The following is a 16,502-nucleotide window of genomic DNA, read 5'->3' as shown; positions in this document are numbered from 1 at the left end:
GTGCCGGGCTCAGCTCCAGCCGAGCAGCCGCAGACCGGCCGCAGTTCCTGCCCCGGCCAGGACCACCACGAGGAAGGGCGCCCGGAGCCAAAGCGCGATTCCGGCCGCGGCGAGGGCGCCCAGCCGGGCGTCGAACGCGAGCGCCTGGCCGGACGCGATGGCATTCACAATGGTGAGGGAGGCAAGCAGGCCGATGGTCATGGTGCCCGCGACCCGGGACATCCGCGGGTTGCGCAGCAGGCTGGCCGGCACGAGGTAGCCCAACAGCTTCCAGCCGTAGCCAAGCAGGCAGGCGAGCAACAGCCACATCCAAAGGTTCATTCGCCGGCCTCCCCCTGCCGCGGGTGATGGTGGTGCTGATGCTCCGCGTAGGGGTCCACATCCGGCTCCAGCCCTTCGTCACTGCGCCCGCGGCTGAACCAGCCAATGGTGGCCGCCACCACCGCGGCGATCAGGATGGAAACGCCTGCGGGAACGAACGGGACGGCCAGGACGGTGGCCAGGGCACAGACGATGGCGATGGCCACGGGCTCGCGGCCTTTGAGCCTCGGCCACAGCAGCCCCAGGAATGCTGCCACCGCGGCGCCGTCGAGTCCCCACTGTTTGGGATCCCCCAGGGCGCTGCCCGCCAGGGCCCCCACTGCGGTGAACACGTTCCAGAGCAAGAAGATCCCGATCCCCGCCGTCCAGAAGCCCCGCCTCTGTTCGGCGGGATCCGTCTGTCCGGTGCTGGTGGCCGTTGATTCGTCGATGGTGACGTGGGCGGCGGCGAACTTGCGCCACCCCCGCGGCTGCAGCAGCGCGTTGAGCTGCATGCCGTAGATGCCGTTGCGCATGCCCAGGAGCGTGGCCGCGCCCATCGCGGCGACCCCCGAGCCGCCGCCGGCCACCACGCCGATAAACGCGAACTGCGAACCGCCGCTGAAGAGGAGCAGGCTCAGCGCCATGGTCTGCCAGAAGTCCAGCCCGGAGGTGACGGACAGGGCGCCAAAGGAAATGCCGTAAAGGCCGGTGGCAATGCTGATGGAAAGGCCCACGCGCACGGCCGGGGACTGGAGGAGTTTCACCGCCGCAGTCCCGGTTTCCGCAGGCTCCAGGCCCAGAAGATGAGGGGCACCTGCAACGGCAGCCGGACGGTGTGCGATTTGCGCTGGGCGGGCGTTCCGGCCGGACTGTAGGCGCGCCGCAGGGCGTCCGCATGGCCGGCCAGGAACACGGCCAACATGGCGGTGACGCCGGTGGCGGCAGCTTTGCGCGTGGCCGGGATAAGGAGTCCGACGGCGGCGCCCGCCTCGGCGAGGCCGCTCAGCGCAACCCACTCGTCGCGGGTCATCACGGCAAACGGACCGTTGGGCCGGTCGCCGGAATCGTCACGGCAGAGGAAGTCCGGCACCACCTGATGGAAGAAAGCCGGTTCGCGGAAGTGTTTCATGGCGCTGGTCAGCAAAAGGGCGCTCATGGCAGCCGCTGACACGGTCTGGGTGGCCCGGCCGGACCAGGTGATTGGCATGGATCCACTCAACCACAGCCGCAGACGAGCCCGGTATCGGCTGCCCCGCAGGGACGGGACTTTCCGCCCGAGTCAGGACCGGCAACCGGGCGTACCTTATTGATTATGAACAGCGTGGTGGAAATGACCGGCGTCGTGAAGCGCTTCGGGAGCGTCACTGCCCTCGATGGCCTCGATTTCAGTGTGGCGGAGGGCGAGGTGCACGGCTTCCTGGGTCCCAACGGGTCCGGCAAGTCCACCACATTGCGGCTGCTGCTGGGCATGCTGCGTGCCAACTCCGGATCGATCCGCGTGCTTGGCCTCGATCCCTGGCGCGATGTTGCCACGCTGCACCGCAGGCTGGCGTACGTGCCCGGGGACGTTGCACTCTGGCCGAACCTGACCGGCGGCGAGGTGATCGACCTGCTGGGACGGCTACAGGGCGGACAGGACCGCGCCCGGCGGGACCTGCTGCTGCAGACTTTCGACCTTGACCCCACGAAAAAGTCGCGCACCTACTCCAAGGGCAACCGGCAAAAGGTTGCCCTTGTCGCGGCCCTGGCAACGGACGCAGAGCTGTTCCTCCTGGACGAGCCCACCAGCGGACTGGACCCGTTGATGGAGGATGCCTTCCGCGGATGCGTCCGTGAGCTGCGCGCAGATGGCCGCACAGTGCTGCTGAGCAGCCACATCCTCAGTGAGGCCGAGGCTCTCTCGGACAGGGTCAGCATCATCCGCGCGGGCCGCGTGGTGGAGTCCGGACCGCTCGCGCAGCTGCGGCACCTTACGCGGACGGCCGTCACGGCCGACGTCGCACGTGTGCCCCCTGGCCTGGACCTCCTTCCCGGCGTTCACGACGTTGTGGTGACGGACCACCGGGTGACGGCCCAGGTGGACCCCGCCGGGCTGGCACCGTTCCTGCAGGCCCTGACGGCCGCGGGGCTACACGCGCTGACCAGCCAGCCGCCCACCCTGGAGGATTTGTTCCTGCGGCACTATGGCCCCGCAGAATCGTTCGAATCGGCCCGGCGATGAGCGGGACGCCCGCCCGCAGCAGGACGGGCACCGGGACCGGGAAATTGGCCGGGACGCTGGCCGGCACCGGCGCCCTGGTCCGCCTCGCCCTCCGGCGGGACCGTTGGCTGCTGCCGCTCTGGATACTGGGATTCGCCCTCATCACCTTCTCGACGGCGGTGGCCGGCGCCGAGCTGTACCCGGATGTGTCCAGCCGGGTCGAGGCTGCAACCGCCCTGAACGCCACGGCGTCCATGGTGGCTCTCTTTGGGCGGATCTACGATCCGGCCTCGCTCGGGGCACTTTCCCTTATCAAATACACCGCCTTCATGACCGCCATCCTTGCCGTACTCATGGTCATCCTCACCATCCGGCACACGCGAGGAGACGAGGAAAGTGGGCGGCTGGAGCTCCTCGGCGGCGGCCGGCTGGGACGCGACGCACCCCTGGTGTCTGCGCTGGCCATCAGCTTTGCGACCAGCATCCTGACCGGGCTGCTCTCGGCAGCCGCTCTCGCCGTCGGCGGCTTGCCAGGCAACGGATCACTCGCCTTCGGGCTGGGCTGGGCGGCAACGGGGATGGCATACAGCGCGGTGGCTGCCCTGGCGGCCCAACTGACGGCGAGCGCCCGCGCCTCGACGGGGTTCAGCATCGGGGTCATCGCCGTGACCTACGGGCTGCGCGCGGTGGGCGACCTCGCCGAACCCGGCCCATCGGTATGGTCCTGGCTTTCACCGATCGGGTGGAACCAGCAAATCCGGGCCTACGCCGGGGACCACTGGTGGGTGCTTTCGCTGCCCCTGGCGCTGTGCGCTGCGCTGGTTCCGGTCGCGTTCTTACTGCGGTCGCAGCGCGACCTCGGCGCCGGCCTCCGCGATGAGCGGCCCGGCCCCGCACGCGGACACCTTTCGGGCGTCCTGGCGCTCGCCGTGCGGCTGCAATACCGCGTCCTGACGGCGTGGTGTGTGGCGTTTGTCCTCTTCGGCGTGGTGATCGGCTCGCTGGTCGGCAATGTGGCGGACTTCCTGAGTTCACCCGGCGCCCAGGACCTGATGCGGGCACTGGGCGGCCCGCAAGCCCTGACCGATGCGTTCCTCGCCGCCGAGATCAGCATCATGGGGGTCCTCGCGGCGGCATACGGCATCTCCGCCGCCAACTACCTCCGCAGCGAGGAGTCGGCCGGGCACACCGAGGCCCTGCTGGGCACTTCCACCACCCGCATCCGCTGGGCCAGCAGCCACTACGCCGTGGCGCTGGCCGGCGTAGGGCTGCTGCAACTGCTGACCGGCCTGTCCATCGGCATCGGGGCCGCGTCCGCCGTCAACGACGCAGGACTGGTCGCCCGGTCCACCGTGGCGGCCCTGGCACAGATTCCGGCCGCCTGGGTGCTGACCAGCGCGGCACTCGCTGTGTTCGGGTGGGCACCACGGATGGCAGGTGCCGTCTGGGGGCTCCTGCTGGCGCTCATTGCACTCGGTGAATTCGGTGTCCTCTGGAACGCCCCGGAATGGCTCATGGACCTCTCGCCGTTCCGGCATTCCCCGTTGCTTCCGGTGGGCGCGGATGGAGTTCCGGCACTGGTAGCTCTCACGGCAGCTGCGGCTGCACTCGGCGCGCTGGGCTACACCGGCTGGCGGCGCCGCGACCTTGCGGCCTGAACCGTCCGCGGACGGCGGGGCCGGGCATCCGGCTGACCGGCTAGCCCGTTTGTTCAGCTGACCGTGTGGCTGATTTCCGAGAGCTGCGCCAGCACCTGGGCGGGCCGGTTGGTGGTGATTTCATGGATTCCCAGCTCCTGGCACATTGCCACGTCGGGTTCCGAGTCCACCGTCCACACCCTGAAGCGCCGGCCGGATTCCCGCCAGCGTTTCACGGCCGGGGCGTGCTGGCGCACATAGTCGATGCCCGGTCCGGCCAGCCTCACTTCGCCGTCATCCAGGATCCGCTCGCCCTCCAGCTGCGCCGCCCGCATCACGTTCGCCACAGCGCCGCCGGTGATGATCCCGAGCCCAAGCTCCTCACGGACTTCGTCCACGGTGATCTCGTCCACCAGCTGGCAGATGAACTCGGCGGGAACGGTCTTGATCAGGTGCTTCACGGAGTCCGGGCTGAAGCTCATGAAGGAAACGCTGATGTTGTCCACCCTTGAGGTGAGGGGATCCCAGCCTTCCGCCGCCAGGACCTCCAGAACCCTGTCTTCGAGCTGCAGCAGGTACGGGCTCGGGTGCTTCAGTTCGATGGCCAGCCCGATGTCCCGGCCGGCGCCGCGGAGGATGTCCAGCAGCTCCGGGAGCGTGAGCAGCTGGTCGAACCGGCCGCCGTACTCGAGCGGGATCCGGGCCCCTTTCCAGGAGCAGAAATCCAGGAGCCTTAGTTCCTCGAGGGTCCGGTCGGCCACTGGACCGGTGCCGTCCGAGGTGCGGTCCAGGTTCGCGTCGTGCAGCAGGACCACGTGCTGGTCCCGGGTGAGGTGGACGTCGCATTCCACGCCGTCGGCGCCGTCGTCAATAGCCCGCAGGTAGGCGGCCCTGGTGTGCTCGGCGAAGGCGGCGCTGGCCCCGCGGTGGGCGTAGACCAGCGGACGGGCTGAGGCGGACTCGGCGGTAGTCATGCTGACACGTTAGCGGACAGCCGCCACGGTTGCGGGGCTAGGCTGGGCACATGCAGGTGAACAGTGAACAAACCACCCGCCCCGCCGCGGCCCTTCCCGCGGAGGCTGGTGCCGCCGTCGACGACTACCGGCTGGGCGGTGATGCCGAAAAAGCCGCCGCCCTGCGGAAGATGAAGGTTCTGGCGCTTGCCCTGCTGATCGCCATGGCGGTGATTTTCGTCTTTGCCTTCGCCTTCCAGAAGCAGTACCCGTGGCTGGAATACGTGCGGGCCGCGGCGGAAGGCGGCATGGTGGGTGCCCTTGCGGACTGGTTCGCTGTGACGGCGCTGTTCAAATACCCCATGGGGATCAAGATCCCGCACACGGCCATCATTCCGCGGCGCAAGGACCAGATCGGCGCCTCGTTGGGCGAGTTCGTGGAGACCAATTTCCTGTCCGAACAGGTGGTCCAGGAGAAGCTCGCGTCCGTGGACATCGCCCGGAAGGTTGGCGCCTGGCTGTCCGGTCCCGGCGGCCCCGAGCGGGTGGCCAAGGAAGGCGCCGCGGTGATCCGCGGCGCCTTCAAGGTGTTGAACGACGACGACGTCCAGGCAGTGATCGAGGGAATGGTCCGCAAGCACCTGCTCACTCCCCGTGGGGACCTCCGGTGGGACGGCTCGCCGAGCGGATCTTCGCGGACGGGCACCACCACACCCTGGTGGACCTGCTCGTGGACCGCACGGTGGACTGGGTCAGGGACAACCATGAGACGGTCAGCAGGCTGGTTTCGGACCGGTCCCCGCAGTGGGTCCCGCAGTTCGTGGACGGGCTCGTGGGAGACAAGGTCTACGTGGAAATCCTCAAGTTCACCAAGGCTGTACAGTCCGATCCCCAGCACCAGGTGCGGCAGTCCATCGACACCTACCTCACGTCGCTGGCCCAGGACCTGCAGCACGATCCCGTGATGATCGCCCGGGCCGAAGGCATCAAGGCCCAGGTTCTGGGCGACCCCGAGGTGCGCGAGCTGGCCTCCCGCACGTGGGGCACCATTAAGGCGGCGCTGCTGGGCGCCGTCGACGATCCGCACAGCGAACTGACGGTCAAGTTCAAGGCGGCCGTGCACGACTTCGGCACCCGGCTGGTGGTGGATCCCGAACTGGCGGGCAAGGTCAACGCGTGGATCGGCGACGCCGCCGCGTATCTGGTGAAGACCTACCGCGCGGACATCGCCGGCGTGATCACGGATACCGTGGCCCGCTGGGATGCCGAGGAGACCTCGCAGAAGATTGAGCTGCAGGTGGGCAAGGACCTGCAGTTCATCCGCATCAACGGCACCGTGGTGGGTTCCCTGGCCGGCCTGGCCATCTTCACGGCGGCGCACCTGGTGTTCGGGTAGCCACCGGGGACCCGCGCTTCAAGGCTGGGCAGCAGCGACCTTCGCCCTCGACCGGCCCTTGACGGCGAAGACCGTGAACGCCAGTGCCACGAGCGCGGTGACCACGAGCAGCAGCAGCCCGATCGAGTAGCTGTGGGTCGCGGCGTCGTACGTTGTGCCCATGACCAGCGGCGGGAAGTAGCCGCCCAGGCCACCGGCTGCGCTGACCACCCCGCTGATGCTGCCCACCTTGCCTGGCGGGGCCAGGACGCCGACCCAGGCGAAAACGCCGCCCGCGCCCAGCCCCAGTGCCGCCGCCATGGCGACGAACGTCAGGCCGGCGGGGACTTCGCCGTCGGGCTGCAGGTTCACCACCCAGGCGAGCACCGCGACGCCGGCGAGCGAGGTGACCACGACGGGTTTGGGCCCCACCTTGTCCGCGAGCACGCCGCCGACCGGTCTGGCAAGGACCGCGGCGAGGGCGAACCCGGCTGTGCGGGCGCCGGCTCCAGCGGGATCGAAGCTGTAAACATCCCGCAGGTAGGTGGGCAGGTAGGTGGCGAAGGAAACGAAGCCGCCGAAGACGACGGCGTACAGGAAGCACATCTTCCACGTAACCGGAGTGCGGGCCGCGTCGATCAGCTTGGGCAGCACGGGGGCGTCATTACGGGTCCAGCCCGGAGACTCCTTCATGAAGAACCAGATGAGCACAGCCATCACGGCCAGGAGCCCCGCGATCAGCACATGGGTCGGGAAGTAGCCGATCCAGCTGACGAGGCGTGGATTGAGGAAAGCAGCGAGCGCCGTTCCGCCCATGCCCGCGCCGAAGACCCCTGTGGCGAAGCCGCGCCGGGACGGCTCGTACCAGGCGCTGACAAAGGGGATCCCGACGGCGAATACGGTTCCGGCGACCCCCAGCAGCAGCCCGGCGCCCAGCACCACCGCGAAGGAGCGCAGGGTGCCGCCGAGCGCCACGAGGAGGATCGGGAGGATGGTGGCCAGGAGGACAAAGGTGAACATGGCGCGGCCGCCGTACCTGTCCGTCAGCGTACCGACCACGATCCGCCCCAGCGATCCGACGAACACGGGCATGGCTACGAGCACGCCGGTTGTGGCCGGGTTGAGCTGGAGGTTCTGCGTGTAGAACGAGCCCAACGTGGCCACGGAGTTCCAGGCCCAAAAGCACACCACGGAGGCTGAGGTGGCGAGCACCAGGTTGAGGGCCCGGCCGGCGGGGGCGGATACGGACGGGGCTGCTCCGGCCACGGTGTTCTCCTCTCTCTTCTGCATTCCGGTTCGGCTCAGCGGTTCCGGGTGTCCCGGTCGCGTGTCCCGACGGCGGACCAGCCGCGGCGTGCCGCCGTCCCTGAGGTCCGCCGGGCGGAGGCGCCGGCTTGGCTCCCGGTGCGGCCCCTGTCCCTGTCCCTGTCTCGCGAGCGGTATACGATGTACGGCCGGAAGAGATAGTGGAACGGCGCCGTGAAGGCATGCACCAGCCGGGTGAACGGCCAGATCACAAAGAGGGCCATGCCTACGAGGGTGTGCAGGTGGAAGGAGAACGGCGCCGCGGCCATGGCAGCGATGTCCGGCTGGAGGATGAAGAGCGAGCGGAACCACGGGGCCACCGTTTCGCGGTAGTTGTGGCCATGTTCGCCCTCGAAAACGCTCGCCAGCGTGGTCCACAGGCCGAACACGATCGCGGCGGTGAGCACCACGTACATGGTCTTGTCGTTCTTGGTGGTGGCCATGAACACCGGTCCGGTGGTGCGGCGGCGGTAGATCAACAGGAGGATCCCGCCCAGGGTCCCGACGCCGGCGACCCCGCCCACGAGCAGGGCGTTGAAATGGTAGAACTCCTGGCTCATCCCCACGGCCCGGGTCCACGCCATCGGGATGACCAGGCCGAAGAAGTGGCCCGCGATCACGGCGAGCAGGCCGAAGTGGAACAGCGGGGAGGCGATCCGCAGCAGCCTGGATTCGTAGAGCTGCGAGGACCGGGTGGTCCAGCCGAACTGGTCGTACTTGTAGCGCCACACCAGTCCGCCCACCAGCACCACCATCATTACGTACGGCAGGGCTCCCCAGAGCAGGACGTCCAATGAGGAGATTTCGACGGCGGAGCCGGGCTCGGCTTCGAATGTCACCATGGTCAGGCCCCCTTCACGGGCAGCAGGCGGGGATCGTAGGGGTCCAGCCCCACGGCTTCGGTGGGCGGCCCGTAGCCGGCCATCCGCATGACGGCTTGCTCGTCCGCCGGGGACTTCCCCGGAAGCGTGGAGCAGATGGCCTGCAGGATCCGTGCATGCGGGAGCTCATCCCGGAGCAGGCCGAAACGGAGCATCTCCAGGCTCGCCCGAAAACGGGTCAGCAACCCGCGGCCGGCGGCGAGGTCCACCACGGCGGCATATTCCAGGACCATCGGCAGGTAGTCGGGCAGTTCCCCGTGGGTGTCCACGAGGATGTCGCTTTGCCGGTACGTCTTCTTGAAGTTGCCCAGCACCTCGCCGCGGCGCCGGGTGTCCCCGTCCGTCCAATACGACAGGTGCAGGGCGTGGCGCTTGCCGAGGTCGAACTCGCGCACATAGTGGGCCTGGATCTCCATGGGCGGCGTGGACTCCAGCCGGTCAAGCACCCCGGCGAAGTCAGCAACGGCCCCGGGGAACTCTCCCAGGGCGTCCCGCATGAGCGGCACCCTGCCGATCAGTTCCTCGTCCGGGTAGGACAGGCACCAGGCCGCCGCGAGATAGACCACCTGCTGGCGCCGGCTCATGGCTGCTCCCCTGCAGCCGTACTGCCGGCCGCAGCGGTGCCTGCCCCGGGGGTGTGTTTTTCCGGAAAAAGTCCCGGCGGCGCCCCGGTCCCGTCCCAGTTGAGCAGGTTAACCCGCCCGCGCAGGGTTGATTCGCCGGGCGCCGAGCCGGAGGTCTGCCGGTCGCGCAGGGCGTTGAAGGTTTCCACCGCCACCGGAACGGGCCGGCCGCTGGCCTCGCCGAACGGCGAGGAATCCTGCATGCCCGGGCCGCCGTCGAAGTCCAGCGAGCAGCCCATCTCCTCCAGGTCATGGGCCTGTTCCACGTGGGCCTTCGGGATCACGTAGCGCTCCTCGTACTTGGCAATTGCCATCAGCCGGTACATCTCGTACATCGTCTGCCCGTCCATGCCCACGGCTTCCGGGATGGAGTCGTCGGGGTCGTTGCCCATGCTGATGCCGCGCATGTAGGAGCGCATGGCCGCGAGTTTCTTCAGCACGGCGGTGACCCGGCCGGCGTCCCCGGCGGTGAAGAGCTCCGCGAGGTATTCCACCGGGATGCGCAGCGCGTCAATGGCGCCAAAGAGGTTGCCGGCGTCCTCGCCGTCGTGGCCCTGGTCGCGCAGCAGGTCCACCACCGGCGACAGCGGCGGCACGTACCAGACCATCGGCATGGTCCGGTATTCCGGGTGCAGCGGCAGGGCCACCTTGTACACCTTGGCCAGGGCGTACACCGGCGAGCGCCGCGCGGCGTCGATCCAGTCCTCGGGGATTCCCTGCGCCCGGGCCTCGGCCTGGACGGCGGGATCGTCCGGGTCCAGGAGCACGTCCATCTGGGCGTCGTAGAGCTCCCGGGGGTCCGTGACGGAGGCCGCAGCGGTGACGGCGTCGGCGTCGTACAGGAACAACCCCAGGTACCGCAGCCGGCCGACGCAGGTCTCCGAGCAGACCGTCGGCAGCCCCACCTCCACCCGCGGGTAGCAGAAAGTGCACTTCTCGGCTTTGCCGGTCTTGTGGTTGAAGTAGATCTTCTTGTACGGGCAGCCGGTGACGCACTGCCGCCAGCCGCGGCACTTGTCCTGGTCCACCAGGACGATCCCGTCCTCCACCCGCTTGTAGATGGCGCCGGACGGGCAGGAGGCCATGCAGGAAGGGTTCAGGCAGTGCTCGCAGATCCGCGGGAGATAGAACATAAAGGTCTGCTCGTACGCGAACTTGATCTTGTCCTCGGACTCGCGGCGGACCTTTTCCACGATCGGGTCCAGGTGGCCGTATTCGGTTGAGCCGCCCAGGTCGTCATCCCAGTTCGCGGACCAGGTGATCTTGGTGTCCTTCCCGGTGATCAGGGACTTGGGCCGGGCCACCGGGAAGTCGTCGCCCAGGGGCGCATCCACGAGGGTCTTGTAGTCATAGGTCCAGGGCTCGTAGTAGTCCTTGAGCTCGGGCTGGACGGGGCTGGCGAAGATCCCCAGCAGCTTCTTCACCCGGCCGCCGGCCTTGAGCACCAGCTTGCCGCGCTTGTTCAGGTCCCAGCCGCCCTGCCACTTCTCCTGGTCCTCGTAGCGTCGCGGGTATCCCTGCCCGGGGCGGGTTTCGACGTTGTTGAACCAGACGTATTCGGTGCCCGCACGGTTGGTCCAGGCCTGTTTGCAGGTCACGGAACAGGTGTGGCAGCCGATGCATTTGTCCAGGTTCATGACCATGCCCATTTGTGCCATGACACGCATCAGTACTGCACCTCCTGTGAACGACGGCGGACGGTGGCAACCATGTCTCGCTGGTTTCCGGTGGGGCCCAGGTAGTTGAAGGCGTAGGCCAGCTGGGCGTAGCCGCCGATCAGGTGCGAGGGCTTGACCAACAGCCGGGTCACGGAGTTGTGGATGCCGCCGCGCCGGCCCGTGGCCTCGGACTTGGGCACATCGATGGTGCGTTCCTGCGCGTGGTGGACGTAGACCACGCCGGCGGGCATCCGGTGGCTGACGATCGCCCGGGCCACGAGGACCCCGTTGATGTTCACGCACTCCACCCAGTCGTTGTCCCTGACCTGGATGGCCTCCGCGTCGGCCGGGCTCATCCAGACCGTGGGCCCGCCGCGGGAGAGGGAGAGCATCAGCAGGTTGTCCTGGTATTCGGAATGGATGGACCACTTGGAGTGCGGGGTCAGGTAGCGGACCACCACCTCCATGGCCCCGTCCTGGCCCAGTTTGGGTTCACCGAACAGCCGGTGCATGTCCAGGGGCGGCCGGTAGATGGGCAGGGCCTCGCCGATGTCGATCATCCAGTCGTGGTCGAGGAAGAAGTGCATCCGCCCGGTCAGCGTGTGCCAGGGTTTGAGCCGCTCGACGTTGATGGTGAACGGGGCGTAGCGGCGGCCACCGGTTTCGGACCCGGACCATTCCGGCGAGGTGATCACGGGGACCGGGCCGGCCTGGGTCTGCGCGAAGGTGATGAACTTTTCCTCGGAGCCCTCTGAAAGGTCCGCGAGTTTCCGGCCGGTGCGGACTTCCAGGTCCTTGAATCCCTGCACGGAGAGCGCGCCGTTGGTGGTGCCGGAGAAGGCCAGGATGGCCTCGGCCATTTTCGCGTCCGTGTCCATCGCGGGGCGGCCGTCCGCGGCGCCGCCGAGCATCACGCCGTTGGAGCGGCTGAGCCGGTCCAGGGGACCGGCGAGTTTGTAGGTGACGTTCTTGACCGTGAAGCCCAGTGTGTCGGCGAGCGGCCCGACGGCGGCCAGCTTGTCCGCGATGGCGGTGTAGTCCCGCTCCACCACCGAAAAAATGGGCATGTTCTGCCCCGGCACCGCGGGGATGGACGCGTCCCGCCAGTCCCGGACGATCCCGCCGGGTTGGGCGAGCTGGCCGGGGGTGTCGTGCTGCAGCGGCACGCTGACCAGATCCCGGCGGACGCCCAGGTGGGTCTTCGCCATCCGGGAGAACTCCCGGGCCAGCAGGTGGAACATGTCGAAATCCGTCTTGGTCTCCCACGGCGGGTCGATCGCGGGGGTGAAGGCGTGCACAAAGGGGTGCATGTCCGTGGAGGACAGATCGTGCTTCTCGTACCAGGTGGCGGCCGGGAACACGACGTCGGACAGCAGCGTGGTGGAGGTCATCCGGAAGTCGGCGGAGACCAGCAGGTCCAGTTTCCCTTCCGGCGCGTGCTCATGCCATTTCACGTCCCTGGGCTTGAGGCCTTCGGCGTGGTCCTTGCCCAGGACGTTGTTGTGGGTACCCAGCAGGTTGCGGAGGAAGTACTCGTTGCCCTTGGCGGAGGAGCCGAACAGGTTTGAGCGCCACAGTACGAGGGTCCGCGGCCAGTTTTCCGGGGCGTCCACGTCCTCGATCGCCGGGTTCAGCGTGCGGTTCCTGAGCGCGTCCGCGATGTAGCCGGGGGTGTCCTTCGCGGTGCCGGCGGCGACGGCGGCCTCCGCCTCATCAGCAAGGTCCAGGGGTTCCGGTCAAACTGCGGGTAGAACGGCATCCAGCCAAGCCGGGCGGACTGGGCCAGCGCGTCCGCGGTGTGCATGCCGTCCAGGGCTCCGGTGGAGAGCGGGGATTTCAGCGCGTCCGCGGAGTAGCCGTCCTGGCGCCACTGGTCCGTGTGCATGTACCAGTAGCCGGTGCCGATCATGGTCCGCGGCGGCCGGGACCAGTCCAGGGCATTCGCCAGGGACACCCAGCCGGTGGCGGGCCGCGTCTTTTCCTGGCCAACGTAATGCGCCCAGCCGCCCCCGTTGCGGCCCATGCAGCCGGTCAGCATCACAAGGGCAAGCACCGCCCGGTAGGTCGCGTCGCCATGGAACCACTGGCAGATCCCGGCGCCCATGATGATCATCGAACGGCCCTTGGACTCTTCGGCGTTGCGGGCGAACTCGCGGGCCACCCGGATGCAGGCCTGCGCGGGGACGGACGTGATCTCCTCCTGCCAGGCCGGAGTGTACGGCGTCGAGGCATCCTCGTAGCCCGCTGCCCACTCCCCCGGGAGCCCTTCGCGGCCCACGCCGTACTGGGCCAGCATGAGGTCGAACACGGTGGTGACCAACTGGCCCCCGACCTCGAGGACCGGCACTCCGCGCCTCAGTACGCTGCCGGCCCCGCCGGCGTCTTCGAAGCACGGCAGCAGGATCTCGGCGCTTTCCCCAGAGACCTCGCGCAGCGACAGTGCGGGCTCGATCCCCTCGAGGTCCAGGTTCCATTTGCCCTCGCCGCTGCCCGAATAGCGGAACCCCATGGAGCCGTTGGGCACGGCGGGGAGGCCGGTCTTCTTGTCAAACAGCACGGTGCGGAACGCCGCGTCCTCAGCCCCGGACTCCCCCGGGAGGTCCTTGGCGGTGAGGAACTTCGACGGCGTGAGGGAACCGTCGTCGCGCCGTTCCAGCCGGACCAGGAACGGCAGGTCGGTGTACTGGCGGACGTAGTCGGAGAAGAACGGAACCTCCCGCTCGACGAAGAACTCCTTGAGCATGACGTGCCCCATGGCCATGGCCAGCGCGGCGTCCGTCCCGGCCTGGGCTGGGAGCCATTCATCGGCGAACTTCGTATTGTCTGCGTAATCCGGGCTGACCGTGACCACCTTGGTGCCGCGGTACCGCACCTCAGCCATCCAGTGCGCGTCCGGGGTCCGGGTGACGGGGACATTGGATCCCCACATCATGAGGTAGCCCGCGTCCCACCAATCACCCGATTCCGGGACGTCGGTCTGGTCCCCGAAGACCTGCGGACTGGCCACGGGCAGGTCCGCGTACCAGTCGTAGAAGGACGTCATCACCCCGCCGATCAGCTGGATGAAGCGGGTTCCGACGGCGTGCGAAACCATCGACATCGCGGGGATGGGCGAGAAGCCGGCACAGCGGTCCGGCCCGTAGGCCTTGATGGTGTTGACGTGCGCGGCGGCGGCGATTTCTATTGCTTCCTGCCAGGACACCCGGACCAGGCCGCCCTTGCCGCGGGCCTGCTGGTAGCAGCGCCGGCGCTCCGGGTCCCCCACGATGTCGGCGAAGGCCAGCACCGGGTCGCCCAGCCGGGCCTTGGCCTCGCGGTACATCTCCACGAGCACACCCCGGGCGTAGGGGAACCGGACCCGGGTGGGCGAATAGGTGTACCAGGAAAAGGCTGCCCCGCGCGGGCAGCCCCTCGGCTCGTATTCCGGGCTGTCCGGACCCACGGAGGGATAGTCCGTCTGCTGGGATTCCCAGGTGATGATGCCGTCCTTGACGTACACCTTCCAGGAACAGGAGCCCGTGCAGTTCACCCCGTGCGTGGAACGGACCACCTTGTCGTGGCTCCACCGGTCGCGGTAGAAGATGTCGCCCTTGCGGCCGCCCTCCCGGAACACCGCCCTGCCGTCGTCGGTCTGGTCCCATTTCGTGAAGAAACGCCCCAGCTTCAACATTGCATCTGATGCGGGTCCATCTAACCCCGCATGGGGTCCGGCAGCCATGCCCTCAAGCTTGGGTGCGCGTTCAGGCCGGGGATAGGGCCGAACGGCACTAGAACTGCTCATCCGCCAAGCGCGAACGGACACTTATGCACGGCGCGAACGGGCTGCCACTGACCCCAGATCAGGGATTTGGGGTCATTAGCTGCCCGTTCGCGCTTGTGAGTGGGGCCCCAAGTGCCGGTTCGCGCTTAAGGGGCTTAGGCGAAGGGTTCCAGCTCCACGCCGGCTTCTTCCAGCGCCTTGCGGACCGCGGCCGCTGTCTCCACGGCACCGGGCGTGCCACCGTGGAGGGTCAGGGAATGGGGCTGCAGCCTGATCACGGTGCCGTCCACGGCCTCTACTTCACCCTTGGTGGCGAGGCGGACAGCACGCGCGGCGACTTCCCCGGCGTCCTGCAGCACGGCGCCCTCCTGCGAGCGCGGCGTCGGGGTGCCGTCGGGAAGGTAGGCGCGGTCCGGGAAGGCCTCGTGGAACACTGGGTGTCCGGCTTCCGCGGCCATGGCCAGTAGGGCTGAACCCTGCTGGCCCAGGAAGGGCAGGCCGGGGTCGTAGGCCTGGATGGCGTTGACGAAGGCGGAGGCCTGTTCGGCGTCGTGCACCGTCCGATCGTAAAGTGCGCCGTGGGCCTTGACGTAGTCAACGGAAGCCCCGACGGCGTGCGCCACGCCGTCGAGCGCGCCCAGCTGGTACAGCACTGCCCCGAACAGGTCGTCGAAAGTCATGTCCATGGATCGGAGCCCAAAGCCCGCGAGGTCCGGGTACCCCACCTGGGCACCCACCCGGACGTCGAGTTCAAACGCGGCGCGGCAGGTGTCCAGCATGGTGACCGGGTCCCCGGCGTGCAGGCCGCAGGCCACGCTGGCGCTGGTAATGAGCGGGAACATCGCGGCATCGTCCCCCATGGTCCAGGAGCCGAAGGCCTCCCCCAGGTCAGCGTTCAGATCCAATGAATCCGCCTTTCACGGTTGAGTCCCCACCGGGGGTGTTGGCGCGGTCGGGGTTAGCCGCGGCAGTCTCTATAGCAGCAGTCTCTATGGCGGCCGGGTCTATAGCGGCGGTGATTATTGCGGCCGGGCCGCCGGTGCCGGCGCCCGTGATCAGCTCGCCGGGGATGGTGTCCGGCATCGGCCCGAAGGCCTCCCTGGCGCTGGCGACGACGGCGCGTCCCATGATGCGGTTGCCCACCCCGCCCACCACGGCCCCAATGCCGAACGGCAGCGCGCGGCCCAGCAGTGCCGTTCCCTGCCGCTTCAGCAGGTTGCGGAGGAAGGCTTTCTGGATGCGCTCACGCACGGAACCGAACCCGGGGAAGGAGGTCTTGCGGGCGAACGCCGAGCCCCAGGCGTCCGCCGGGCCCTTGCCGCTGCCGGCGGCCTGGCCGCTGAGCGTGCTGAGCAATGCGGTGCCCTCCTCGCCCAGCATGATGGCCATGACGAGTGTGCTGGCCTTCTGCGGGTCAACCAGTCGGATGCCGTGAAGCTCGGCCAGCGACGTTGCGTAGAGAGCCGTAGCTTCGAGGAAACCCACGGTGGCAGCGGCGGAGAGCCCCAGGGCAGCCGCGGTGCCGACGCCCGGAATCACGGCCGTGGCGCCTACCAGCGCGCCGCCGCCGGTGACGGCCACCAGGTAATCGCGTTCCAGTTTGTCAGCGAGCTGCGCTGCCGTAGCGCGGGGATGCCTGCGCTGGAGCCGCCGGATGTTGGTCAGCACCAGCGGGCGTTGGATTTCGACTGCCCTCAGGAGCAGGTTATGCACTCCCGGCTTGGGCTTGCCTTGGGCGTCAAACACCGCCTTGTGGGCGGTCTTTTGTGCAATTTTCATTGCCGGGTTCTTCCGCATGGCCATCGTC

The 16,502-nt window shown here is 68.2% G+C and carries 12 protein-coding genes and 2 pseudogenes; 3 read left to right on the top strand and 11 right to left on the bottom strand.

Annotation, left to right across the window (positions count from 1 at the left end):
• Positions 1-9 precede the first annotated feature (9 nt).
• Genes FCN77_RS01780 through FCN77_RS01770 form a run of 3 tightly spaced genes read right to left on the bottom strand, consistent with a single transcriptional unit; the run spans position 10 to position 1,510 of the window.
• A complete protein-coding gene (locus FCN77_RS01780) occupies positions 10-321 on the bottom strand; it encodes an AzlD domain-containing protein (RefSeq protein WP_137320864.1) in 312 nt (103 codons plus the stop codon).
• A complete protein-coding gene (locus tag FCN77_RS01775; RefSeq protein ID WP_175417103.1) occupies positions 318-1,067 on the bottom strand; it encodes an AzlC family ABC transporter permease in 750 nt (249 codons plus the stop codon). Before FCN77_RS01775 ends, FCN77_RS01780 begins: the two co-directional genes overlap by 4 nt.
• Positions 1,064-1,510 (bottom strand): hypothetical protein, encoded by a 447-nt coding sequence (locus FCN77_RS01770; protein WP_137320863.1) that lies wholly within the window; start codon positions 1,508-1,510, stop codon positions 1,064-1,066. Before FCN77_RS01770 ends, FCN77_RS01775 begins: the two co-directional genes overlap by 4 nt.
• Positions 1,511-1,615: 105 nt before the next feature.
• On the opposite strand from FCN77_RS01770, the gene FCN77_RS01765 reads away from it, so the two are divergent.
• Together FCN77_RS01765 and FCN77_RS01760 are read left to right on the top strand one after the other, a co-directional pair.
• Complete coding sequence (locus FCN77_RS01765; RefSeq protein ID WP_137320862.1) at positions 1,616-2,524, top strand: ABC transporter ATP-binding protein; 909 nt, start codon at positions 1,616-1,618, stop codon at positions 2,522-2,524.
• Positions 2,521-4,161 (top strand): ABC transporter permease, encoded by a 1,641-nt coding sequence (locus FCN77_RS01760; protein WP_137320861.1) that lies wholly within the window; start codon positions 2,521-2,523, stop codon positions 4,159-4,161. The genes FCN77_RS01765 and FCN77_RS01760 overlap by 4 nt, the downstream gene beginning before the upstream one ends.
• Before the next feature lie 53 nt (positions 4,162-4,214).
• Here the strand turns inward: FCN77_RS01760 and FCN77_RS01755 are convergent, their stop codons facing one another.
• Positions 4,215-5,114 carry a glycerophosphodiester phosphodiesterase family protein gene (locus FCN77_RS01755; protein WP_137320860.1) on the bottom strand — a complete coding sequence of 300 codons (900 nt, stop codon included), beginning with the start codon at positions 5,112-5,114 and terminating at the stop codon, positions 4,215-4,217.
• Positions 5,115-5,164: 50 nt separating this feature from the next.
• Between FCN77_RS01755 and FCN77_RS01750 the strand changes: the two are divergent.
• Positions 5,165-6,489 (top strand): annotated as a pseudogene (locus FCN77_RS01750) (DUF445 domain-containing protein).
• 18 nt (positions 6,490-6,507) lie between these two features.
• Here FCN77_RS01750 and FCN77_RS01745 read toward each other — a convergent pair.
• The 7 genes and pseudogenes from FCN77_RS01745 to FCN77_RS01715 form a co-directional block, all read right to left on the bottom strand.
• The gene (locus FCN77_RS01745) at positions 6,508-7,734 is read right to left on the bottom strand and encodes an MFS transporter (RefSeq protein WP_137320859.1); all 1,227 of its coding nucleotides are present in this window, start codon (positions 7,732-7,734) and stop codon (positions 6,508-6,510) included.
• Positions 7,735-7,769: 35 nt separating this feature from the next.
• Positions 7,770-8,615, bottom strand: coding sequence for a respiratory nitrate reductase subunit gamma (gene narI, locus FCN77_RS01740; protein ID WP_137320858.1), 846 nt, complete (start codon positions 8,613-8,615; stop codon positions 7,770-7,772).
• A gap of 2 nt (positions 8,616-8,617) precedes the next feature.
• Positions 8,618-9,238, bottom strand: coding sequence for a nitrate reductase molybdenum cofactor assembly chaperone (narJ, locus tag FCN77_RS01735; RefSeq protein WP_137320857.1), 621 nt, complete (start codon positions 9,236-9,238; stop codon positions 8,618-8,620).
• Complete coding sequence (narH, locus tag FCN77_RS01730) at positions 9,235-10,944, bottom strand: nitrate reductase subunit beta (RefSeq protein WP_137320856.1); 1,710 nt, start codon at positions 10,942-10,944, stop codon at positions 9,235-9,237. Before narH ends, narJ begins: the two co-directional genes overlap by 4 nt.
• Positions 10,944-14,653: pseudogene (locus FCN77_RS01725) on the bottom strand (nitrate reductase subunit alpha). The gene narH and the pseudogene FCN77_RS01725 overlap by 1 nt, the downstream one beginning before the upstream one ends.
• Positions 14,654-14,850: 197 nt before the next feature.
• A complete protein-coding gene (locus tag FCN77_RS01720) occupies positions 14,851-15,600 on the bottom strand; it encodes a LamB/YcsF family protein (protein WP_137320855.1) in 750 nt (249 codons plus the stop codon).
• Positions 15,584-16,498, bottom strand: a complete 915-nt coding sequence (locus FCN77_RS01715) for a hypothetical protein (RefSeq protein ID WP_254678805.1) — start codon at positions 16,496-16,498, stop codon at positions 15,584-15,586. Before FCN77_RS01715 ends, FCN77_RS01720 begins: the two co-directional genes overlap by 17 nt.
• Positions 16,499-16,502 lie beyond the last annotated feature (4 nt).

Source organism: Arthrobacter sp. 24S4-2, assembly GCF_005280255.1.
GTDB lineage: Bacteria > Actinomycetota > Actinomycetes > Actinomycetales > Micrococcaceae > Arthrobacter.
Note: the sequence above shows the minus strand (reverse complement) of the source record. Positions and strands in the feature narration are given on the sequence as shown.

What these genes read in the sequence shown, in the direction of transcription:
- FCN77_RS01780 (WP_137320864.1), bottom strand. Translation starts at nt 321, where the DNA reads ATGAACCTTTGGATGTGGCTGTTGCTCGCCTGCCTGCTTGGCTACGGC.
- FCN77_RS01715 (WP_254678805.1), bottom strand. Translation starts at nt 16,498, where the DNA reads ATGGCCATGCGGAAGAACCCGGCAATGAAAATTGCACAAAAGACCGCC.
- FCN77_RS01755 (WP_137320860.1), bottom strand. Translation starts at nt 5,114, where the DNA reads ATGACTACCGCCGAGTCCGCCTCAGCCCGTCCGCTGGTCTACGCCCAC.
- FCN77_RS01760 (WP_137320861.1), top strand. Translation starts at nt 2,521, where the DNA reads ATGAGCGGGACGCCCGCCCGCAGCAGGACGGGCACCGGGACCGGGAAA.
- narH (WP_137320856.1), bottom strand. Translation starts at nt 10,944, where the DNA reads ATGCGTGTCATGGCACAAATGGGCATGGTCATGAACCTGGACAAATGC.
- narJ (WP_137320857.1), bottom strand. Translation starts at nt 9,238, where the DNA reads ATGAGCCGGCGCCAGCAGGTGGTCTATCTCGCGGCGGCCTGGTGCCTG.
- FCN77_RS01770 (WP_137320863.1), bottom strand. Translation starts at nt 1,510, where the DNA reads ATGCCAATCACCTGGTCCGGCCGGGCCACCCAGACCGTGTCAGCGGCT.
- narI (WP_137320858.1), bottom strand. Translation starts at nt 8,615, where the DNA reads ATGGTGACATTCGAAGCCGAGCCCGGCTCCGCCGTCGAAATCTCCTCA.
- FCN77_RS01765 (WP_137320862.1), top strand. Translation starts at nt 1,616, where the DNA reads ATGAACAGCGTGGTGGAAATGACCGGCGTCGTGAAGCGCTTCGGGAGC.